At 35.0% G+C, this 23544-nt stretch carries 20 protein-coding genes and 1 pseudogene; 1 reads left to right on the plus strand and 20 read right to left on the minus strand.

The genetic code is table 11. The features are described 5' to 3' along the window. Positions 1 to 22: 22 nt before the first annotated feature. From IPJ53_00425 to IPJ53_00450, 6 genes and pseudogenes are all read right to left on the minus strand, one after another. Positions 23 to 400 (minus strand): hypothetical protein, encoded by a 378-nt coding sequence (locus IPJ53_00425; GenBank protein ID MBK7797554.1) that lies wholly within the window; start codon positions 398 to 400, stop codon positions 23 to 25. After that, positions 397 to 1594, minus strand: a pseudogene (locus IPJ53_00430) (GIY-YIG nuclease family protein). The gene IPJ53_00425 and the pseudogene IPJ53_00430 overlap by 4 nt, the downstream one beginning before the upstream one ends. Then, complete coding sequence (locus IPJ53_00435; GenBank protein MBK7797555.1) at positions 1581 to 3521, minus strand: DEAD/DEAH box helicase family protein; 1941 nt, start codon at positions 3519 to 3521, stop codon at positions 1581 to 1583. The pseudogene IPJ53_00430 and the gene IPJ53_00435 overlap by 14 nt, the downstream one beginning before the upstream one ends. Positions 3522 to 3523: 2 nt before the next feature. After that, on the minus strand, positions 3524 to 6208 hold the full coding sequence (locus IPJ53_00440; protein MBK7797556.1) for a class I SAM-dependent DNA methyltransferase: 2685 nt from the start codon (positions 6206 to 6208) through the stop codon (positions 3524 to 3526). 3 nt (positions 6209 to 6211) lie between these two features. Continuing rightward, entirely contained in the window at positions 6212 to 7015 is an 804-nt protein-coding gene (locus tag IPJ53_00445) for a nucleotidyl transferase AbiEii/AbiGii toxin family protein (protein ID MBK7797557.1), read from the minus strand. Then, positions 7012 to 7833, minus strand: a complete 822-nt coding sequence (locus IPJ53_00450) for a transcriptional regulator (protein ID MBK7797558.1) — start codon at positions 7831 to 7833, stop codon at positions 7012 to 7014. The genes IPJ53_00445 and IPJ53_00450 overlap by 4 nt, the downstream gene beginning before the upstream one ends. An 804-nt stretch (positions 7834 to 8637) precedes the next feature. Between IPJ53_00450 and IPJ53_00455 the strand changes: the two genes are divergently transcribed. Next, complete coding sequence (locus tag IPJ53_00455; protein ID MBK7797559.1) at positions 8638 to 10353, plus strand: N-6 DNA methylase; 1716 nt, start codon at positions 8638 to 8640, stop codon at positions 10351 to 10353. Here IPJ53_00455 and IPJ53_00460 read toward each other — a convergent pair. The 14 genes from IPJ53_00460 to IPJ53_00525 form a co-directional block, all read right to left on the minus strand. After that, a complete protein-coding gene (locus tag IPJ53_00460) occupies positions 10340 to 11458 on the minus strand; it encodes a nuclease (GenBank protein MBK7797560.1) in 1119 nt (372 codons plus the stop codon). The genes IPJ53_00455 and IPJ53_00460 overlap by 14 nt on opposite strands. Before the next feature lie 2 nt (positions 11459 to 11460). Then, complete coding sequence (locus tag IPJ53_00465) at positions 11461 to 11694, minus strand: helix-turn-helix transcriptional regulator (protein MBK7797561.1); 234 nt, start codon at positions 11692 to 11694, stop codon at positions 11461 to 11463. Positions 11695 to 12145: 451 nt separating this feature from the next. Next, positions 12146 to 13177, minus strand: a complete 1032-nt coding sequence (locus tag IPJ53_00470; protein ID MBK7797562.1) for a T9SS type A sorting domain-containing protein — start codon at positions 13175 to 13177, stop codon at positions 12146 to 12148. Between the two features lie 149 nt (positions 13178 to 13326). Further along, positions 13327 to 13755 (minus strand): hypothetical protein, encoded by a 429-nt coding sequence (locus IPJ53_00475; GenBank protein MBK7797563.1) that lies wholly within the window; start codon positions 13753 to 13755, stop codon positions 13327 to 13329. Positions 13756 to 13905: 150 nt separating this feature from the next. Continuing rightward, positions 13906 to 14721, minus strand: a complete 816-nt coding sequence (locus IPJ53_00480) for a hypothetical protein (GenBank protein MBK7797564.1) — start codon at positions 14719 to 14721, stop codon at positions 13906 to 13908. A 373-nt stretch (positions 14722 to 15094) separates the two neighbouring features. Then, positions 15095 to 15589 carry a hypothetical protein gene (locus IPJ53_00485; protein MBK7797565.1) on the minus strand — a complete coding sequence of 165 codons (495 nt, stop codon included), beginning with the start codon at positions 15587 to 15589 and terminating at the stop codon, positions 15095 to 15097. Between the two features lie 195 nt (positions 15590 to 15784). After that, positions 15785 to 16279, minus strand: coding sequence for a hypothetical protein (locus IPJ53_00490; protein ID MBK7797566.1), 495 nt, complete (start codon positions 16277 to 16279; stop codon positions 15785 to 15787). A 221-nt stretch (positions 16280 to 16500) separates the two neighbouring features. Beyond that, complete coding sequence (locus IPJ53_00495) at positions 16501 to 16662, minus strand: hypothetical protein (GenBank protein ID MBK7797567.1); 162 nt, start codon at positions 16660 to 16662, stop codon at positions 16501 to 16503. Between the two features lie 56 nt (positions 16663 to 16718). Then, positions 16719 to 17024 carry a hypothetical protein gene (locus IPJ53_00500; protein ID MBK7797568.1) on the minus strand — a complete coding sequence of 102 codons (306 nt, stop codon included), beginning with the start codon at positions 17022 to 17024 and terminating at the stop codon, positions 16719 to 16721. A gap of 20 nt (positions 17025 to 17044) precedes the next feature. Then, on the minus strand, positions 17045 to 19264 hold the full coding sequence (locus tag IPJ53_00505) for a peptidase S41 (GenBank protein MBK7797569.1): 2220 nt from the start codon (positions 19262 to 19264) through the stop codon (positions 17045 to 17047). A gap of 151 nt (positions 19265 to 19415) precedes the next feature. Further along, a complete protein-coding gene (locus IPJ53_00510) occupies positions 19416 to 20150 on the minus strand; it encodes an HNH endonuclease (GenBank protein MBK7797570.1) in 735 nt (244 codons plus the stop codon). Positions 20151 to 20447: 297 nt separating this feature from the next. Next, positions 20448 to 22880 carry an AAA family ATPase gene (locus tag IPJ53_00515; protein ID MBK7797571.1) on the minus strand — a complete coding sequence of 811 codons (2433 nt, stop codon included), beginning with the start codon at positions 22878 to 22880 and terminating at the stop codon, positions 20448 to 20450. Next, a complete protein-coding gene (locus IPJ53_00520; protein ID MBK7797572.1) occupies positions 22873 to 23076 on the minus strand; it encodes a hypothetical protein in 204 nt (67 codons plus the stop codon). The genes IPJ53_00515 and IPJ53_00520 overlap by 8 nt, the downstream gene beginning before the upstream one ends. Before the next feature lie 11 nt (positions 23077 to 23087). Further along, positions 23088 to 23543: a hypothetical protein gene (locus IPJ53_00525; protein ID MBK7797573.1), complete on the minus strand. Its 456-nt coding sequence runs from the start codon at positions 23541 to 23543 to the stop codon at positions 23088 to 23090. Between the last annotated feature and the right edge of the window lies 1 nt (position 23544).

Consider the following 23544-nt stretch of genomic DNA (forward strand, 5'->3'; position numbering starts at 1 on the left):
AGGATTAGTTTATGCATGACCGCTAACGTTTTCGGGCTTGGCGAAGGTGGCGATTTTCACCACAAATGTTGATGCGGAGAACCAAACTTTGATTAACCACAAATGTGTCTGCGGAGCACTGAACCGCCACTTTTGCCAAACCCGTGTTACAAGCTGGCCTTCTGTCCACCGAGTAGTTGAAACGCTTTACTGTCAACTGTTTTGGTGTCTGCATAGCAACTGATTTTTGTCTGTCGTTGGGTTGTGCGGTTGCGTATTTTTTATTTTCAGAAGGGGAGGAGATTTTTTTTAATTCAATTTTGTCTGGGTGGGAAAGGTGGAAGCTCTTTTGCAAGCTTTGGTCTGTGCTTGGGCTTGTGCGGCTTGCAAATGTGCTTACACCTGTGCGATGGCTTTTCATCTTTCTATTATTTCTTCGTTTGTTGAATCGTATTTGTAATAAATAATGTCGCCCGAAATGATGTAGTGAATTGCTTGTTCTATAATTGCTAACGGAGCAATAAACCATTCTCTCGGTGTGTGTCGGTTGCCGTCTTTGTCAAACACGTCAATGTTTAAGCAAGAGTTACCAAAGAAATTATGAAGCAGTTGTTCCAATTTCTGTGGGTTCATGTTGTAGCATTTGTAAGCCATTACAATTCTTACGTCTGCCATTAAATAGGTCGGCTCTTGAAAAGCATTTTTTTACTCTATCCTCAACTGTTGTCTTGGAAAAACCAATTTTAAAAAGGTTGTGAATCTCTTTTATTTCTTTCTTGTCCGACTTTGATTTGAGAATGTAAATGAAACCTGCTTCTTCGTCCTCGTCTGTGATGTTGTTGAATTTATTGGTAAAGTCTTCGTTTGTTTGGTCTGCGTTTTCTGTTACAACTTGTCCGTTGGCATAAAGCAATTTTTCAATAGAACGTTTCAGCATATTTGATTCTGTTCCGTTCTCGAAAATACATCTTGTTCGACCGTCTTCTCTTACTCTTGTTCCGTCTGGTTTGTAATGTTCCTTTTTTGTGATTTCAATTTTCTCTACAAAAAATAAAATTCCGTTATGAACGTAATATGCTCCTTGTCTAAGGTTGCCAAGTTTAAATTCAATCAGTTTTCGTTTTCCTTCTTTCAGGTCTTTTTGAACTGCTTTAAAAATCTGTTCGTATTTACCAAAGTCTTTGCAAGGCTTTCGTCTTGCAACAAAATCTGTTTCTGCTCTGCTTTTGTCGGTTGGCTTTATGTTTTTCAATTCAAACAAACCTTCGGTTTCATCATCTAATAAACCCAAAGGGTCATTGTCCATTATGTCGTCAATTGAAACTGGTTCTTTTGGTTCAATGCTTAATAGACCGTGAATGTCGTGGGCTTTTAGCATTTCCGATTTTGTGGCGTTTGCTCGAATGGAGTTTAAACGTGAATACAATTGATGTTCCTGAATGCCATTGTCGGCTTTTGGTTCTCGTTTGTTTTGTTCAAAAAACTCGTTTATTTCTTGGAAAGAAGCCACAAGCCTTTCATCTTCATTCCTTGCAGGAGAAGTCGATGGCTTTACGTTCAACAATCCTAACGGGTCGTTGTCCAATAATTCTTGTAGCTTTTTATCCTTGTCCACTTTGCTTTTTACGTTTTAAATCTTTTAAATAAATGATGGCTTCTGCCATTCTTTTTTCCAATGGGTCAGATGATGTAACACTTGGTTCTCTTTTTTCTTTGTCCATAAACGCTTTTACTTTATCAGGATATAAAAGCAAGGCTTCATCTAAAGTCATTTGAATTCTTGTTGATGCAATTACGTCTTGAATCACTTTCAAAACTTTCGTTGTAACATCTTTTGAAATTATTTCAAATGCTTTTTGGAAAGGATTGATGCGGTCAATCAAATCAATATGCAAATCATCAATGTTTACAAACTTGTCTGCCATTCGGATAAATCGTTTGTCGCCAACTTCTTTTAATTCTCCGCTTTTCATAATAGAATCAACCACTACATGCTGACGAACTTCTTCCACTTCTTCGGCAGATAGTTCAGGATATTTTATTTGAATGATTTTTGGAATCAAAACTTTGTTTATCACTTCGGGGTCAAGATTTCCCGGAATGGCTTTCAATACGGTGTCGTCTTGCAAAATGGTTGCTTTCAAATCGTTCAAGTCCGATTCAATAATGTCTTTTACACGTTTTGAACTTGGTAATTTAAAACCTCTGATTTTAACTTCTCCTGCACCTGCTTTGTCGTCATCCGAAAGTTTTGTTTTGAATTTAAAATTTGGTGCAAGCACTTGTTCCATCAATAGCGAAGCGGTAATAGCTTTCAGCATATTGTTTACCGATAGTTTTACCAAATCGTCTGCTGCATCAGGTTGAGCAATTAAGTTGGTAAATTGTGCATGGGTTTTATTGTTGCTGTCACGAGTGCAACGACCAATAATTTGAATTACTTCGGTCAATGAACCTCTGTAACCTACAGTTAAAGCATGTTCGCAAAAAGGCCAATCAAAACCTTCTTTTGCCATACCTAAAGCAATTATCAAATCCATGTCGTCCACAGTTTTGATGTTTCGCAAATAGGTAATTACTTTTTCTCTGTCTTTCGGAATGTCATTTACTAAGTCGGCAACTTTGATTATTTTTTTGTCGCTATGCCGTTTTAAATGGATGATACCTGTGTCGCTATCTACTTTTTTCACTTCTCCAATGGCATCCAAAATCGTGTCCACTTCATTGTGCTTGTCTTTGGTGGATTCGCCTGAATTTACATTGGGTATGTGAAGTATCGTTTTTTTGTTGGTGTCTAAAATCTCCAAAATGGCAGAAGTGTATTTGCCTTGATAAAAATGGTAGCCAATGCCCAATGATTTTAAATAATTGTAGCCGTTTAGTTGCTCGTAATAGTTGTAAGTTACTTTTGTAAACTTGGCTTCATCCGCTGGCAATAAAACAGGAACGCTGTCGCCTCTGAAATACGAACCTGTCATGGCTACAATATGAGCCGTTGACTTTTCCATAATGCTGCGGAGTAATTCACCCAAACGGCTGTCGTTATCTGCCGAAACGTGGTGAAATTCATCTATGGCTAATAACACATTGTTAAATTTGCTTTCGTCCAATTCTTCAAAAGCAAAGCGAAGTGTGGCATGGGTGCAAATCAAAATTTCTTCTTTGTTGTCCATGAAGTTTTTGAAAGCATTTACTTTGCTTGTGCTTCCGTCCATGCCTGGAGTGCAAAGGTTGTAATCGTCATTGGGTTCCCAATTGGCGAAAAAATTGTTTTCCTTTTTTAAATCTGCCATTGCAAACGAACCTGCAATTGACCTTTCGGGAACGGCAACAATTACTTTTTTTAAACCTTGTTTGCGTATTTTATCTAAAGCCAAAAACATCAATGCTCTTGATTTACCCGATGCTGGCGGTGCTTTGATTAATAAATATTGACTTTTACGTTCTTCGTAAGCACGGGCTGCCATTGGTCGCATTCCGTTGGCAGTGTTTTTTACACTTTCGCCTGTTTGGTGATATTCTATTTTTACTATGTCAGGCATATTTATTTCTTTTTCTTTTTGGGTTTAGCTTCGGTTTCAAACAAAGTTCCTTTGCTTTTTTCTTCTTCTATCATTTGCTCGTAGAGTTTAAATAAATACTCCAAGCGTTCTTCGTCTGTTTCAAATGGCTTGGTTCGGTAGCAGCGTTCTACTGCTAAGTCAAGTTGATGATGTGCCTCACGCAAACCATCAGGCATTTTATCAGGGTCGTAAAGTTGTGCTATTGTTTTTTCTGAATGTGCTTCTCTTTCTGCAAGGACATTCAAGGATTGCTTATAAATTTCATCTTTATTTGATTTACTTAGTTCAGGCACTGGAAAAGTATTATAACAAAGCATTGCAGAATATCTTAGACGAGATTCAAGGCAACCTGCTGTTGCCTTACTCCAAAGCATGTGCATTTTGGATGATAAGATTCCAAAAATATAAGGTTCAGAATCATACACTACTTGTGCAGAATTCATTGTGATGTAACTTGAATCAAAGAAGCCACATTGCAGGAACTCTCTTCTCTCAGAAGATGTGCATGGTATTAAAATCAAAGTTTCCCTTGCTATATTTCTATATCTGAATTGATGCGATTTGTGAACTAAAGTCCTTGCAACATCGCCACCATCCTCTCTAAATTCTTTGACTAATTGAATTCGTTTTTTAATTTCTGGAATTGCATTAGCTTCTTTAAGTTCGCTATCATCAATCCACAAACAAAATCTTTCAAGGCCTTGCAGAAACTCATCACCACCAATAACTTTTTTAATGAACTTCTTTGTTGAAGATGAACTTTTGATTAGCGATTCCTTTTCTTCACTTCCGAATCTTAAATGACCACCTTCTAAAGGCATATTACCATAGCTCATTATTGGAATACTCGAAAGTGGAGCAGTTCTTTTTGAAACTATAATTGATGAATTCGGGGTTAAATAAGGGCTTATTGTATTTACTTTGATTTTTATTTTATCATTAATAATCAAACGTTCTCTGTTGGATTTACTGCTTAGTCCAATTATTACACAGCTTACACCTGCATTGCCTTTTGCATTATTGCCCCATTTAAATGTGCTATGAGCAAAATATATAAAAACACCTTTTGTAAAAATGTTTGGCCATAATAATGCTACTTGGTCTCCTTGTGAAATTGAATTTGTTGTAACAAAAGCCATGTGTGCATTAAAATTTCTAATATAGTCGGAGCCTATATAAAACCAACAAGCGATATAGTCAAGATTCTTATATCCTTCAATTCCTGAAAAAACTGTTGCCATTTCCGCTTTTTGTGAAGGGCTTTGTCTTTTAGAACCTAAGTATGGTGGATTACCTAAAATAAAAATTTCCTTTCCTTTTTCTTTCGGACAAACTGTTTCCCAATCCAAACGTGTGGCGTTACCATGCACAATATTTCCTGTTTCGGTCAATGGCAATGCAGGTTTGGTTCGTCCAAACTCTTTAAAGAAAACTTGGTTCATTTGGTGTTCTGCCAACCACAAAGAAAGAATGGCCACTTCATGAGCAAAATCGTCTAATTCAATTCCGTAAAAATTACCCAAACTAATATTGCTAAATGCCAAACTGCCCATTGCTTTGAAAATTTTCATTTCCAACTTCCGCAATTCTTTGTAAGCAATAATTAAAAAATTGCCACTGCCGCAGGCAGGGTCAAATATTTTAATGTTCCAAATGCGGTGCAGTAATGCGTTTAGTTTTTTGTTGTTGCCTTTGGCTGCTTCAAATTCTTCGTAGAGTTCATTTAAAAAAAGCGGCTCAATTACTTTCATAATGTTAGGCACACTCGTATAGTGCATTCCTAAACCGCCACGGTGTTCAGGCGTAATTACCGCCTGAATCATTGAACCAAAAATATCAGGATTGATGGCACTCCAATCTAATTCTCCACTATCAATTACTGACTGTCTGCTTTTACGAGTAAATTTTGGTGCGGTGTGTTTGTTTCTAAAAAGTCCACCGTTTACATACGGAAAAGCGGTTAGGTATTGAGGTAAATTCTTTCGTTTGCTTTGTTCGGTATTCATTACCTCAAACAACTTGTCGAGATATGTATTCAGGTCGCTTCCGTCTTGTTGAGTGTGGCTTCCAACGCCCAATGTAAATTGCCCTTTTTCTAAAATGCCTGTATCCTCAGCAAAGAAACAAAACAACAAACGAGAAAGAAACACATTCAGGTTATGAACTTCGGCTTGTGTTTTTATTGGATTATCTTTCTTGATGTCGTCATAGAGTTTCGCCATTTTTTCGGCAGCTCTAACATCAGCAGGGTTTTCGTTTTGGTGTTGCGCTTTCTCCATGCCCGCCCAAGGCAAAAAGAAATCAAAGTGTTTGGCAATGTCAGTGATGGAAATGTCTAAAGTGTCTTGCGTTTTGGTGTCAACCGCCAATAGATTTTTGTAATCTGTAACCACCACAAAACGAGGGTCGTGTTTCACGGCTTTGTTGTCTGCGGTTAGGTCGGCAATGAGTTCATGCAAGTCAACGCCTTTTACGGATTTAAAAAATAGTTTCTTTTTCCAAGCAATTTCACCGTCCACTTTAGAAAGGTTCAGTCCACCGTCTTTGATGCGTTTTATAGTTGCTTTTGGTTGTCCGTATGCCAACAACAAATAATAAATGAAACTCTCTTTTTTGAAAGTCTTTACGAGTTGTTGCAAATTGTTGTCTATCTGGGCGATATGCATTTATTAGGAATTCAAGTTTTTAATATGTCGTTGCACTTCTCTTTCCACTTGGTCAAAGTCGGGCAGGTCTTTTATTTGTTCACTCATAGAGCTTTGCCACCTGCCTTTGTATTGAGGCAAACGTTCCGTTAATTTTTGCGGAAAATCGGTGTGCTTTAAATCTTTGCTTTTGCATTTGGTTTCAAATTCGTTCAGGTAAAAATCGGCATCCATTCCGTGTTCTTCCAGCAAATACCAGATGTCGTAAAAATCACGGGCTTGCATACGCTGCATTACCGACCGCATTTTTTCTACCAATACTTCTTCCAATGGATAGCAAAGCAATTGGTATGCTTCCAAATCGGTGTAGTCAACAAACACATCTTTCATCACAGGTTCAAACACCAATTGTTCACTGCGAGAAATGTCCACTTTTACACGTTTGTTATTGCCTTGTCCGCCAAGCGGACCAATGTAACTGATGTAAAAATTGATGCCGCCATCTTCATGCTCGTTATTGTCTATAATTTCAAGCGGAATATTGGCTTCCTCTTTTATGAATTCAAATACATCCTTGAACCAATCAAAAATCAACTCGTTGGTTGTTTCGCTATTCAGCAAGGTGAAATCAAGGTCTTCCGAAAAACGATAATCTTCAAAATATACTTTCTTTAAAACAGTCCCGCCTTTGAAAACTATTGCCTTTGAAAGTTGCTCATGTTTGGCAATACCAAAGAGAATCCACGAAAGAATATAGTCCTTTTCTATCTGCTGGTCACGAACCCCAACAGCTCTTGCTTTTTGCTGTATTTCTCCAGGTTTAATCATGTGTAAATAGCAGATTTAATGGTTTCGGTTTCCAAATTTTGTTGAATGCTCCAACGGCTGTTTCGCTTGCCTGTTTTGGGTAATTCAGTATCGAGCAACACATACGAAGCTGTTTTCAGTTTTTTCAAGTCGGCAATAATTTTTGAGTTGATGTCAAGCATTTCTAAAAGAAACCCCAATCGTTTTATTACAGCTTGCGAATCAAATTTCTTTGCATATTCAAGTAGTATGTCGTATTTGATTTTGTCTTTTGAGGTATAGATTGCTCTTGCTACTTCCACAATGCCACCTGCATAATCGGGTTTGAATAAGCAGTCTATAAATGTTTTTTCTAAATCAGAACAAAGCACTTTATTAAAACTATCAATCCAAATTTTCTTTGAACCGAAAAAGTGTTTCTCGTTGTGATAGATAAATTGAAAAGAAACTTCTTTTATTTTTATTTCTGATGGTCGTATTTGTTTTGATACAACGATTTGTTCTTTCAACGATGGCTGTGTAATCAGGTTGTGAATCTGTAAAGCCGAGTAATAACCAATGTAGTGTTTGGCATCATTCACTAAATGTTCTGCAATCAAATGCCAGTCGGGCATAAAGGTTTCCGCATTTTGTTCGTAGGGTATGATGTAATAAACACCTTCTTTCAAACGCATCAACAAACCTCTCTTTGTCATGTCGCTTAGTAGTTCTCTGACTGCACTTGCTTTAGAGTCGGGCAGGGCTTTGTAAGCCAAAGAATTGTCAAAGCAATTCCTGTCCTGTCCGTTGAAATAGGATAGAAGCTCGTTTGATTGCGTTGAAATATATTTATTTTTCATAGTAAATATGTCAGGTTAAACCTGACAGCAATGATACGAAAGATAATTTAGATAATCGTCTTGTTTTGTTAAAAATGTTATCATTCATAGTTAAACAGTCAGGATAAGCCTGACAATTGAGATATGAAACATCATTATTTGTCGGTGCGATGGCAAAATTGGCTCTTTTGCAAGCTTGGGTTTGTGTGTCGGCTTGTGCGGCTTGCAAATGTGCCAATGTGTGGCTGGCTAAAATTGAATTAAAAAAAATGTGCGGTGGGGAAAATAAAAAATACAGAAGGGTCGGCAATGAGTGTCGGCTCACTTGCTGTTTGTTTGAAATATGGTCTGTATGTCGTTGGTCACCTGTCAAAATTAGCGTTTCATTTTATGTTTATAGTCGTCCGTTTGGTCGTTGTTGTGTCGTCTGTTAGGCTTGCTTGTAACGGTTTCGGGCTTGGCGAAGGTGGCGATTTTTACCACTAAATTTCATACGAAGCACCAAAGTTCAAATTTAGCAAAAACTGTCATACGAAGCACTAAACCGCCACTTTTGCCAAACCCGTGTTATGCCTTCGTTGTTCTTCTTCGGTTGTCGTTTGTCCTTTCACAATGTCTGTCGTGGTGGGTTGGCTTGTAGGCTCTTTTGATTTTTTTGAGTTGGTCCAAGCGTTGGAAAAAAAGCAAATGTGCCTGCAAATGCATGGGCTTTACGTTGTAAAATGTTGTAACCGTGTCTAAAGGCTGTTTTCTAAAAATGTTCATAATTTCGTCTTGAATGTTTGATGATTTTAAGTATCTTTGTCAGGCAAGAAATTAAAAAAAGTGGAAACGAAGGAATTGATAAAAAACACAGGTGCTACTTTTACTCCAAAGGGCTTGGCAGACTATTTAAGTAGTCGAATCTTGTCTTATGTAGATAGGAAAGAAGTAACAGTCCTTGACCCTGCTTGCGGTGATGGCGAACTTTTGTTGTCTATGGGAGAACACTTGTCGGCTCGTGATATTGATTTTACACTAAATGGTTATGATTTAAATGAAGAATATTTGAGCCTTGCAAAAGAAAGGTCATACCGATTTGGTAAACAAAGAACCAATTTGGTAAAAGGAGATTTTTTGGAAGTCGTAGACATAAATCAAAATCAATTAACACTTAATTTTTTTGGAGCAAAAGGGAATGGAATAAATGAGTCCGCTGACATTGTAATTGCCAATCCTCCGTATGTAAGAACTCAAATTCTTGGAACAGAGCAAGCACAACTACTTGCTCAAAAATTCGATTTAAAAGGTCGTGTTGATTTATATTATCCTTTTTTAATTGCAATGACTGCAAGTCTAAAAATGGGAGGGATTATTGGCGTTATAACATCTAACAGGTATTTGTCAACTAAGAGTGGCGAAAGTGTCAGAAAGTTTTTAAATGAGAATTACGAAATACTTGAAATTGTTGATTTAGGTGACACCAAACTTTTTGACGCTGCTGTTCTTCCTGCAATATTTATTGGTAAGAAAAAAGGAAATGTTGAGGCAATTTCAAATGCAGCTAAATTCATTAAGGTTTATGAAGAACTGAATGGTTACAAAGGAGAACTAAAACCTGCCGCTAATATTTATGATGTATTGAATACATCCGATTCAGGTTACTTCTCTGTCAACGCAAAAAGATATAAAAAAACTGATGGCGTTCTAATGTGTCGAACCTCAAAAGGTTATTCATGGGAGTTGCTTTCAGATTCCGAATCTCTCTGGGTAAATAAGATTGACAATAATGCATCTTGTTTCGTTGGCGATTTATTCAAAGTTAGAGTTGGTATAAAAACTACGGCTGACAAAGTATTTATAAATGATGAATGGGATAAGTTAGGAACTGAAAAGCCTGAAGCGGATTTACTTAAAGATTTGATTTCACAGGAGAATATTGGCAGATGGGGAACAACCGCAAAAGCTACTCTTCAAATTCTATATCCTCATTATAATAAGGACGGAAACAAAACAACTATTGATATAGAGCAGTTCCCAAAAGCTAAAAAATACTTTGAGAGATTTGAAGCACGACTAAAGGAGAGAAAATATTTGATTGATGCTGGCAGAAAATGGTTTGAAATATGGGTTCCTCATAATCCGGACTATTGGAATTTACCAAAGTTGGTGTTTCCTGATATAAGTTTGTCGCCAAGATTTTTCTTTGATGAAGGAGGAAAACTGGTCAATGGAAATTGCTATTGGATAGTAGCCGAAAAGAAGGAAAATGTGGACAAACTCTTATTAATACAAGGTGTTTCAAATTCAAAATTAATGACAAAGTATCACGACCTTGTTTTCAACAATAAGCTTTATTCAGGCAGGAGAAGATATTTTACCCAGTATGTAGAAAAGTATCCTTTACCTGATTGTAATTCCCCTATTGCAAAGTCAATAATCAAAATCGTTAAAAAACTTAACGCTGAAAATAATGCAGATAAAATTTCTCTGCTCGAAGAGCAATTAGAAATTAAAGTTGCAGAGGCTTTTGGTGTTTCGCCAATTTTTAAGCTGGATTAAATACCGCTTTACCATAATGCTTTTCAAAAAAGCTCATTGGAATGTTTCTTTGGCATTTATAACTCTCTGAACTTACATAAGAAAATATATCGCCAAGCCTTTCTCCTGGCGTTAAGATTATCCCTTCAATTATTTCGGTCTTAGGATTTGTTAAAGCAATTAAATAACGAACATCAAAAGTTGTTAGGTTCTTTTCTTCTATTACAAACTCTTCTCTTTCGGGAGAAAATCTACCTAAGTCAACTGTTGGTGAATCCTGAACTTTCACCTCTAACAATTGGTTTCTTATGTCAGGAAAAGCACCATACAATAATTCGTTTTCTTTAATAATGTAACCCAATAATTCCAACACCATTCTTTCAAGTGCTTGTCCTCTGTTTTTAGTTGCTGCTGCGTCAAGTTTCCTTCCGATTAATTTTTTAGCAACCATTTCTTTTAAAAGTGCAATTGAATACAACTCTTTAATATCTGGTTCTTCAACCATTCCCGACTTAGGAGGAACATAGTCATGAGTTATGCTGTAAGATAGTTTTTTGCTATCAGGAAATGAAAGTACTTTGTCGGGGCTTTCAAAAATACTTTTTCTTGCCTTTGAAGAAATCAGTAGTTGATGTTTTATTGTTGGTTTTCCAAACTTTCCAAAATGTTTTTCAATGTATTCGGCTGTCAGAACTATGACCGATGCGATAATACTTTTTGCTAAATCTATTTGCACAAATACAAATCTTACATCAGTGCATTTCAAACTTTCGCCTGAATCATATTTAATTAAAAGAGTATTACTTGCAGGTAATCTATTCCAAACTTGTAGATTATAGGAATCGCCAGATGTTACAATGTAGGTATCAATAAATTCTCTTGTTATTTTAGGAACTCCTTTTCCCTTGGGAGGAACTATTTCGTAACTTTCTTTTTCTGCTGCTTCGGGTAATGCAGACTTTTCAAGAGTCGCGGCAATTAACTTTCTAATATTAGAGCCGTCAGTTCTTGTCTTGCCTGTAATCTTAAATTCCGTTCCGATAAGTTCGGATAACTTTTGTGTCAACTCCTCTGGCTTAGTAAGTAGCGTAACAGATTTAGGTGGCAATTTAAATGCTTCGTTCATGTTTAGAATTTAAGAAGTTCAGATGGGTCAGTTTTTAAAGCCTTTGCTATCTTTTTCAGATTTATGACAGAGATATTTCTTTCGCCTCTTTCAACCGAGCCGATATATGTTCTGTCAAGGTCGCAAGCAAACGATAGTTTCTCTTGAGATAAGCCAATGTCAGTTCGTAATTGGCGAATTTTGTCGCCAACCTTTAGCAAATATGATTTTTCTTCTTTTGAATAAGATGCACCCATTTTATTGAAAAATTAGAGTGCAAAACTGCGTAATAGATGTCAATAAGTCTACGGACTATAAGTATCTTATTAGTGAATTCGCAATTACTTTGGGGAGGTGGGTGGTCTTTGGGTGCGGTTGGGTAAAATTAAATGTGGTGCAAAAACGTGGGCTTTGTGTGTTGGCTTGCACCTCTTTTAATTTTACGAAGCGTTGGCATTTTGTCGTCCGATATCAGCACGAATGTTGAAAGTTGCATTGTCGTCCTACAATGAGGCATAACGGATGAGTATTGACGACGTGCCACCACTTGAATAATACCAAGAGTGGAAAATATCTTACCTTTATACCAAGCCTGAAAAAGATAGCTGTTTGGTGGCATGTTCGTCAATACTGTGTTAATTCCAGTTTCTTTTCAGTTCCAATCTTAAAGTATATTTCATTGGTTTTTAAAAATGCTTGTTTCTTACATCAATTAGTTTTAATGAATTGAGATTTTAAAATCTTATTATTGGTAATGAATTGAACACTATAATATCCATTAATTAATCCACTTGCATCATAATTAACTTCTTTGTCATTTTTTAATTTAGTAGAATAAATTAACTGGCCTATTTCATTATAAATATTAAGCAATCCAGAATATGCTTTATCAAATTTCAATTGTATAATCTCATTAGCTGGATTTGGCGATATTTTTAATAAGTTTCCATTTTCGAAACTTACATCTTTATTCGTAGTCAAAATACCCAAGTCTTCACCCTTAAACATAGCCCAACTTGACCAAAGTGGAGCCTCATTCAAATTAGTAGCATTTTCTCGGTAGGTAAAATTGCACAATACATTTTCACCAATCAAGTCCATTTTATTCAAAGATATTTCAGTTTTAGTTCCAGGGTTGATTGTAAATGTATTTGTTTTAATGATATTGCCCAAGCCGTCTGATAGGTAAAATTCTACACTATTTTTTGTTCTTTTATGAACACAAATTAAAATTCTAGGACCTTTAGAAGTTTTTAAAAGTATGGATTGTGCGAAACTTACTTTGTCAGAACTTATTTCAAGTGGCCTCAGGTCTACTTTTTCTATTGCAGTCCCCAATCGATCAAAAAGAATAATATCCAAGGCAAAGTAAGAGTAAGGATTCTCTTGATATTTAGTTGCCCCAAAAATAAAATAATCATCAGAAATATAATACGGTCCAAATGTATTCGCATCAGCAGTTTTTAAGATATTCAACTTGCCTGAAGTCAGAATATTCAAATTTCTATCCATGTAATAATATCCAATATCAAAATCTTTTTGAATCATTGAATCTGGGTGAGTTTCTGAAGTGTAAGTACAAAATGTGTTATTGGAATTATCATAATTGAATAATCCATCAACCAATTTATGGTATTTAGTTGGAACATAGAGTTCAGTATTGCCTATTTCTTTGTTACTAATATCAAGAACAATTCGATTATACCATATACTACTTTTACCAGTTAATGTGTCAGTCAAATCTAGGTGATTAATGACAATGAAGTTTGTATCATTATAATAAAGATGTGTAGGGCCATAGGGAAAGGGAACAGGAATTCTTCTGGCATGGGGATCTTTTGGAATAGAAAATGTTGAATCAAAAATAACTCCATTTCTTTTATCTAAAATTAGCCTTTAGCAGAAGCAACAAACCATATTGGTTTAAAAAATGTGTCAAACTTACTATACTCTTCGTGGATTAATAATTCCAGATTATCTCCTTTAACAATAGGTCTATTCGCATAGCGCCTTTCTCCGACAGTTTCACTATAATATACCTGATCCCATAACAACATTCCATTTGTCACATCAATTGCCTCTATATAGTAACCGCCTATCCATGCCGGTCCGAATACAATATTATACACATTATATAGGACGTTTTTATCAATTACTGCTGGGGCTCGATAGAAATTTTGTTCCAAAAAAATTAAATTTCCACTTTTTATTGGAATCTTATCTGTATTGTGAAGATGCGTCCATAGTGGAATATAATTTTTGAATTGGAGTGGAGTATATTGTTGAGATACAATAAAATTCAACCAAACAAAATTCATTGTCAAAAATAGGAGTAGATTTTTTCATTTTTGTATTTTTTGATTGCTAACAAATCTAAACTTTGAGAGTATTTACTTTCATTATCTTAAAATAAAAGAATGGGTGACTGGTATTAAGTCGCCCATTCTTTGTTAATAAATAAAATTAAACTATGGAACAATTCCACACGGTCTATCCTCACAAGGCAATTGCAATCCATTACAAGTTAAGGTAATGATACCACAGTTTGAAGCTCCAATGGTTTGAAACACAGGCGGAGATATTCTTACAGTACCATCAGGAAGTGGTAGAGGCTCCCAGCAAAAAGTTCTTGTGCGCTGACAACATTTATCACCACATGTGATTTGGCTAATTTCAAAATTACTCAAATTTATACACCAGCGGTAGCAAGTTTGACGAACAAAATCAGATGAGTAATATGAATTATTTACACAGGGTGGGTGCCATGTATTAACCCAAGGACTTACATATTCACTCTCAACAATCAAAGATGCCTGATAAGACATTTGATCTAATACTACATCACCACCATGACCTGGAAGGTTAAAAATGCATGTTTCGCAATCTGGTGATAGTCCAGTAAGTCCGAAATTCCAAAATGTAAATGAATACGTAGGTACCGTTGAACCTGGAGGAATTACCCAACATACTCTGACATCAAAGCCAACGGTTGCAGTAGTGCATACTGGGCAAGTTGGATTTGGAGGTAAGTTTACTGTCCTTACAATATGGGCTGTTGCACAAGTCAAACCAGTCGCAGGTGGTTGTGGTTGACAGGCTGATGAAAATTGCGGAGGAATAATTCCTCTCGAAGATAAGACCTTACTGTTGTTAAATCCAGAATTAACTTCCTGAAAAAACTCTTGAAATTTGATTGAGCTAAAACTTTGGTCTGTTGTTGCTAATTCAGACCTATCAGCCTCATTTTGGCAAGAAAAAGCAATGAAAGAGATTAGGATAATCAAACCTAATCCTCGAAAAATAAATGTTTCATTTTTAAAAATTTTAATGATGAATAAAAATTATTAATGAAACAGCTTTAAAGCAAATATAAAACCTATTTTTGCGGCCTAATTTTCTAGTTAGTGGGCCTGCGTCCCCATTTCGATGGGTGGTCGTGGGCTTTTTTATTGTCTTTTTGACTGTTTATATCTTTAACTTAACGTTTTCATAACTAATTTAGTTCTTGAAATTGGAATTAACGTTTTGCAGCTACAAGAAGTTGGCGATTTCGAAGCACAAAACTGTCTGCCACCACTGAACTTGATACGAAGCTCAAAGCTTCATTTAACCACCGAACCGCCAATTTCTTGTAGGTGCTGTTATAGCCAGTTTCTTTTATGCTATTTTTATCTTTATGCTACTTCCTATTTCAAGTAGTATTTGTTTTGTTGATGCTTTATAGTTTCCGTTTTCTTTTAAAATAAAGACAATTCGAATAAGTTGTCCAATTCCTTCTCTAAATGTGTAATAATAGTATTGTGTTTCGTTATCAACTTTAAAGGCTTGATAAACATAATTATTATTTGTCTCTCTGTCGTCAATAGCTTCGTAACCACCTTCATTTACAAACCTTTCAAATAGAGCAAAGGTTTCATTTTTCAATTCGTCAAGCGTAAATGGATTCGCGATATCCAAAGGTTTTCCATAATTGGTAACAGAGAAATTGAGACTCTTAGATTTATTAACTGTCCTAAATCTGTCACTTTCGTATTGTGTCCAATCTGTTGGAATATCAATTAAATAAACGTTATCTACACCAACGATTTTAGTTTTAGACTCAGTGTCGTCACCTTCTTGGCGTTTACTTTTGAAAATATCAAATAATCCCATAATTATTTTTGTTTTTTTTGAATTGTTGCTTGGTTGTCGTGTCCTGAAATTGGCTATAACGTTTTGCAGCTACAAGAAGTTGGCGATTTCGAAGCACAAAACTGTCTGCCACCACTGAACTTGATACGAAGCTCAAAGCTTCATTTAACCACCGAACCGCCAATTTCTTGTAGGTGCTGTTATAGCCAGTTTCTTTTATGCTATTTTTATCTTTATGCTACTTCCTATTTCAAGTAGTATTTGTTTTGTTGATGCTTTATAGTTTCCGTTTTCTTTTAAAATAAAGACAATTCGAATAAGTTGTCCAATTCCTTCTCTAAATGTGTAATAATAGTATTGTGTTTCGTTATCAACTTTAAAGGCTTGATAAACATAATTATTATTTGTCTCTCTGTCGTCAATAGCTTCGTAACCACCTTCATTTACAAACCTTTCAAATAGAGCAAAGGTTTCATTTTTCAATTCGTCAAGCGTAAATGGATTCGCGATATCCAAAGGTTTTCCATAATTGGTAACAGAGAAATTGAGACTCTTAGATTTATTAACTGTCCTAAATCTGTCACTTTCGTATTGTGTCCAATCTGTTGGAATATCAATTAAATAAACGTTATCTACACCAACGATTTTAGTTTTAGACTCAGTGTCGTCACCTTCTTGGCGTTTACTTTTGAAAATATCAAATAATCCCATAATTATTTTTGTTTTTTTTGAATTGTTGCTTGGTTGTCGTGTCCTGAAATTGGCTATAACGTTCTGCCGCTAAAAGCTGGCAGGGGAATCAAAAGTAGTTAGTTTGGATTAAGAACCAAAAGATGAAGAAAGAAAAGACGATTGAAAAGCTACTCAGACCTGCTTGCTTTTAGCGGCTGTTATGCACAGTGCCTTACACATTGAGATGTCTTTTTTGAGATTTATTTTCTCCGCTTCATGATAAAAATTACACCAGAGGTTCCTCCAGATCCAGTTCCTTGAAAGCTACTGCCTTCTTCTAAAGTAAGTGTCTCCACTAATTCATATTCATTTTCAACCATGTAGTTTAAAATGGCCGCATACGACTTTCTATTAGTTAACACATCTGAATATTCTTCCCTTAATTTTATTTGTTCGGGAGAGTCGCCAAGGTCAACAATTATTTTGAGTTTTTGGAAAACAACTTACCAGAAACAGAGATATAGGCATATGAAAATGCCTGACCTTTCTCTTTATCCGTCTGATTAACTTGCGAGAAGGCTGTAAAACTAATTGCGGTGATTAACGCAAGTAATAGAAATTTTTTCATGTCAAATATCATTTTTGGTTGTCTTTCTAGGCATTGTGCATAACGGTTTCGGGCTTGGCGAAGGTGGCGATTTTCACCATAAATGTTGATGCGGAGAACCAAACTTTGATTAACCACAAATGTGTCTGCGTAGCACTGAACCGCCACTTTTGCCAAACCCGTGTTACAAGCCGTTTTTATTGTCCGTTGATTATTTCTATTGCCTTATTAATTAATTCGTCTTGTCCTTTTGAAATTCCTTGAATTGTCGGTTTAAGTTCAATGTTAGGCACAATGCCGACTCTTTGTGTTTCTTTTCCGTTAGGATAATAAACACCAATTCCACTAATCATTGTGGAAATTCCGCCTGGTAAGTAAAATTGCGACACATTGCCGTCTGCACCCGCTGTTGTCGAACCAATAACAGTTGAGTTTGGATTAACCCGATATGCCATTGTGTGAAATTCCGCAGAACTCTGTGAAATTTCATTTATTATAATAACGACTTTCCCTTTATAATATCTTTTATTTTTCTTTCCTGCGTTTAATGATTTGGTAAAAGTAAAAAGGCCCGGACTTTCAATACTACCGTTTGTAAATTTTACAAATGGGATGCTTTTGGGCATTAAATAATTACTCAAATCATAGATAGGAAAATCAGAAGGGTAATTTCTAATGTCGATAATTAACCCTTTTGTATTTTCTATTTCTTTCCAAATTTTAGGCAGGTATTCTCTTTTAAGAGAACCATTACTTATATAGGCAATGTCTTTATTTATCAATTTGAAGCAAGTGTCTGTACCTTGATATTTACTGTATAGGTTAATTTCTTTTGAAGAAAACGTTTTTAATGTTTTGCTTTCTATTTTGTCAATCCTAATAAATTCAATATTAATTATAGAATCATTTGTTCTTAAAAGATTGGATGCAATATCTCTCAATTTGGTCGGGTAATTCGAAGCTGGAGAAAATTTTAATCTTTCTTTTACTATTTCTTCAACTGGTCTATTATTAATAACTGAAATTACATCTCCAATTTCCAATCCTGTCTCCTTTCCCAATTTTTTATCATAAAATCCTGTTACAACAGGTTTGCTTTCAATAAATGTTAGTTCAACAGAAGCATAACGAAGTCCGAAATGATTATTTAAAACTTGGTTTCCGCCCCAAATATTTGCGTGGGTGTCGTGAACCCGCCCAATAAGTTCCAATACTTCAAGTGTGTATTCTGTTTCATCTTTTGCTTCAATAAATTTGGGTATAAATTCTTCTAATACATTTTTCCAATCTTCTTCGATAAGATTTTTATATGGGAAGTAGTATTGAATAATGTTCCAATATCTGTATAAAGTCAAAAGTCGAAAACCCGCATCGGGATATTTCATCGATGAATAGGCATTTTCGTTTTTAAAGTCAGGGTTGCCAACTCCAGGTTGTAATCCTATATAGTAATGCTCTTTCGGTCTATTTGCATTTTTAACTTTTAATAGTAAGGTCGTAAGTTCATCTGAAAAATTGGAATTTTTAATCCAAACTAAATCAGGTTCAATTTTTACTTCTGATGATTTAATCACAGTTTCCTTTCCTTGTGAAAATTCACCAAAACTATTTATCCATTTTATCAAAACGGTATCACGTTTTTTGCTGTTGTCTGAATTTAGAGCTTTTGGAAGAATTCTAAAAAGTTCATAATCCCAGTTGTATTCTCCCTTAGCAATATTAGGGTGATAGTATTTTAAAAAGCCCCAAATTAAACCAAGGCTTTTTAGATTTTCAATTTGGGGTTTGTCAATCGAGACACTTGTAATTCCCGAGCCTTTGTCAAATTCTTTATCTTTTTCAGCAGGAAATAATTTTCTTTGAAATGGTTTTAGGTCTTTTATGTCTTTCCCATCAATAGATAAGCTGAAATTATCTAACCACATTTTACCTTTCCCAACTAACAATCCTCCAATAACAATTTGTTTTGTTTTTTCAGGGTTCATCTCAAGGGTTATCTCATATTTTGTCCAGTCAGTTGTACCTTTTACCCCATTTTTATTCATATTATCAAAGGCAATAGATGGGTCAATTCTCATCCATAGTCCAGCATATCCGTCTGTCACGTTCTCGGTTTTAATGTATCCCGTAAGTGTAATTTTCTTACCCGCGTAGTTGTCGGGAATTGTAAAAGCCCAAGCCTTGAAGTCTGGATTTCCTTCTTTAAACTCAATGGAAGCAGAATATTTTCCACTTTTTATGATAATTGAGTCGATGGCAAGATTGTAATTTGAACCTCCGAAATTGTTCCAACCACTTGGACTTCCCTTCTCAGTAATTTCAAAGTCGAAATTTAAATTTGAAGGAGTCTCCTTTGTCTGGCAAAATGTGGCATTTGCAATTAATAAGATTAAAAATGTCAAGATTGATTTTTTCATTGTATGTCTGTCTTTTAAAATGGCTTGTAACGTTTTGGGGCTTTGCGAAGGTGGGGGATTAGAAGTACAAATGTTCATTTTAATACAAATGTTTATTAGAATTCCTAATGCTCAAATTTAACACAAATGCCCCACTTTTGCAAAACCCCTGTTAGTGGCTGGCTTTTTGTTCGTTTAAATCAATTTTTATTATTTCACTACTTTCTTTTTTCTTAATTATAAGCGTTGCAACTTTCCAATTGTCACTTTCTCCATTGCTAAATTTCATTTTTTCAATTCCTTTCTCTCCAAATAGAAAGTATCCTTTTTCATTAAGTTCTTTTATTAGTTCATTGAGTTGAAAACCCATTTGGACTTTGTCGTAAGCTTCAACCATTCCACTAATATCGCCGTAATCAGACAATTCTTGGAAAACACTTCCAATGTATTTTGCGTCTTCTTCATTTTCAATTTCATCGTAGTCAGTTCTATAACCGTGGCAATCCGCTATAATATTCAGTAATTCTTTCCCCGATGTTATTCGTGCTAAAAATTTCGGCTTACTTTCTTTCTCTTTATTAATTGCATTATTGATAGTTGTTTTAACCCAATTTTCGTGATTTAATTTCATATAACGAAGTAATTCTTCTGTATAAGTTTCAGTTAATTCGTCAATTTCTTTGTGATGATTTCTACATAGTAGAATTAAATTTCCAAAGTCATCGTAATCTTTAAGATATTCTTTATATCGTGGTCCATTTAGTTTACTGCTAATTATGTGACATTCTTCGCCAATATTAAATTCATCTTTATTTTTCTCATTGTTAAATAATTCTATTTTGCATATAGAACATCTATTACCTGATTTTGCCCAAAGATTTTTTCTTGTTTTGTCTGTAATTGCCATTCTTTCAGGTTTTTATGTAAGCTTGCCACTAACGGTTTGCGGGTTTAAGAAGTTGGCGATTTCGGAGCACAAAACTGTCAACCTGCACGAAAGTTTGATTGAAAAACTGAACTTCATTTAACCACTGAACCGCCAATTTATTAAACCCGCTGTTACCAGTAGTGCTTCTTCGTCCGTTGTTGCTGTGTCTGTCCATTTTACTGCTGTCTTGGTGCGTTGGCTTGGTAGCTCTTTTGCATTTTTTTGTTTGGCTTTTGCGTTGGCAAAAAATGCAAATGTGCTACCAAATGCGTTGGCTTATTTTTTCCAGTCATAGTTTACCGTTCCACAATTGCAACGAATTTTGTTTTTTACATTGTCAAAGTTTTTCATTGCAACAAACGATTTACACTTGTCGTCAGAGCAATAAAAAGTCTTGATTAGTTTTTTTACGTCTTCCCAAAATACGTCAAGGTCGTTAATGTTTTCTTTAAATGTATTGTCGTGTGATGTTTTATTTCCTATTAGAATTGGTGAAGCCAGAATACTGTCGATGTTGTTTTTGGTTTTCAAGTCTGCTGGTGATTGCTTGTTCACTCTGCTTTGAACAGACGACAAAAGTTCATTCATCATTCTTTCCTCATTCCTGTCATTGAAACGAAATGTAAGTCCAGCTTCAATGTTGAATGCAATCTGTTTTAATTGTCTTTCAGCATAACGTCTAATGTCATTGCCAAGTCCGTCAATGTTCTTTGCTTTGAACTTGCCTTCGATTTTGGTTCTCAAATCTACAAGCGGAGTTTCAAAAGTTGTTCCCTTTTCCGCTGTCCAAGAAAGTGATGTTATTAACCAATTATTTCGTTTTGCTTCACTTGATGCAATATCAAAAAAGTCTTTCTCGTGGGTTAATAAAATGATTTGATAATCACTGAACTTATTTATCAGAAGCCGAATAAATCTTGTTCTATGTGTGCTGTCAAAGCTTGAAATAACATCATCCAATACAAAAAAATCATTCTCTTTATTGAAAGCCTTAACAGATGCTAAGAAGAAAGCTAAACCTAAACAGTTTATGTGGCTTTCACTTAATAAAGCTACTGGCGGTGTTTGTCTTTCGTTGTAAAATGTATATTCTATTGTAATTCCAGAGAGTTCATCATTTTTGTCTTTGATTGGAACAAGTTGAATGTCCTCAACTTTTTCATTCGGGTTCATTTCAACGTAATAGCTGTTTATTTCATCCGAAAACATTGTTAAGAAACCTTCTAACGCTTCTTCCTGTCTTTTAATAAAGTCAGTGTATAAAGCCTCAAATGTTATTTGTTGTTTCGTTAAAACATCCTCTTCTCTTTCAAGTTTTTTATGAGCCGTATAAGCATCTAATGCTCTTGAAAGCTTTGTATGAATTTGCAGTTTAATATTTCCTTTGATGCTATCGGCAAGTGCCTTCGATTTTACTTTGGCGTTGGAAATTAAGCCCTTAATTTCTTTGTCATCAATTTTGACAAGCGAAAACTCTTTTAAAGGGTTTGTTGAAAAAATATCTTTTTTCAAATCTTCGCCAATAACTTTTATAGTATTTTGAATTTGCTCAATCTTCTTTTTTGTTGCTTCGTTTTCCTTTTCGGCAAGATGCTTCTCTTTTAGCAAACCGCTAATTACTGTATAATTATTACGAAGTAGCTTAGTAAGCTCTTCGCATTCTTCATTGAGTCTGTCTTGTTCCGCTTTTATTTCCTTTAAATCTTCAACTCTTTGATTTAATTCTTGTGTAAGTTTGAGTTTGTCCTTTTCTTGTTGACACAATGGGCAAAAATCATCCTTTACAATGTCTTTTTTAAGAACCTTTAAACCTTCTGAGAGTAATGCCAGCAATTGAAGTTTACCTATTTTATCGGCATCCTTCCTTAATGCGATATAGGATTTGTAATAATCTTTGTATAAAGAATGAATGTTATTAATCTCAATTTCTAAATCAGTTAATGTATCAGCAATTTTGTTGTGGAAAGCAATCTGCTCAACAACTTTAGTTTCTTCATTTGTTTCAATTGATTTAAGTGCTGTTTTAACATCCTTAAAAGATTTGATTTCTTTTTCAAGTTTTAACGGTGCAATTACTTTTAAAGCTGTTTCAAAGAATTGCTTTGAAGATGTGATGTTTTGTCCTAAACTCTCTAAAAGAATGGCTTGTTGAGCACTTCGCTTATTACTATATCCACCAGCCTTTATTCCTCGGGCAATTCGTCCGCCAACAAGCTTTAATAAACTTCTTAGTTCTTGCACTTGGCTGAAGCCAATTATATTTTGAAGGTGTTTAAGTTTGTCTCCTTTTGTAGCAATGATAAACTGCACCAAATCTCTGTATCGCAGAATTAAGTTTTCAGATTGCGATTGACTAAAATAACTTGCAAACTCCTTAGAACTATTTGAGTTAAATGTTTTAAGTAAATTGTTTATTGACTTTTCATTGTCAAGTAACTTGTTTGAATATTGAATTTCAATCTTTGCTTCATCACTTGGATTGAGAAATACGTTTCTTAATGCGTTTTTCCCCTTGCCTCCAACTTCTTCACCTGTCAAATGTTCTATGCTGTCATTATAGAACCATTCTAAAGCATCTGTAATTGAACTTTTACCTGTTCCATTGTCGCCATAGATTAGTAACGACTTCTTGTCGGGAGAAAGATTTAAACCTTCTCTAACACCTCTGATGCCAGTGATGTTTATTGATTTAATCTTGTTATTACTCATCTTCTTTGTCAATTTGTTTTAGTTCCTTCTGAACAATTTCGTCCAAAGTATTTTGAACATTTTTATCAGAAAGTTTTCCCTGACTATAAAGCTCAACTATTGCGTCAACGGTCTTTTTGTCTGCATTCGGAATGTTATAGATTTCCGCAAAAAAATCATCAATCACGTCCTTACCACTTTTTATTTTATCGTCCATAGTATTTGTTGTTATTCAAAATATTTCCAGTCAATTACAAAATTTGCTTTTATCTTTTTTTCTAAAATTTCAAATCCTGATTTGTTATTGCAAATCGGGTAAACACCATATTTTTCAACGAAGTCAAGTATAAAATAGCTTTCCAAATCTTCTATTCTAAATTCCCAAAAGTTTTTAAGCATTTCAAAATTTATTATCGTGAATTTAAGTTGACCTACTTTTCTATAATTTACAAGTCCTAAGTTTTTACTTTTTCCTTCAAAGTGTCCAGTCAGCCTACTTCCCATACTGTTCGTCTTTTTCTCACTCATTCCGATGTAAAGTAATTTTGATTTTTTGAATGGATATTGAATTTCGCAGTCTGTTGTGAAGATAAAATATAGTCCAACCAAACCTGCAAGTGGTTTAATATTTTGAATTTCAAAAGTCTTAGGCGTGTCAAAGTATATATTAAATTCACTATGCATT

The sequence above is a fragment of the Candidatus Vicinibacter affinis genome, assembly GCA_016714365.1.
GTDB classification, from domain to species: Bacteria; Bacteroidota; Bacteroidia; order Chitinophagales; family Saprospiraceae; genus Vicinibacter; species Vicinibacter affinis.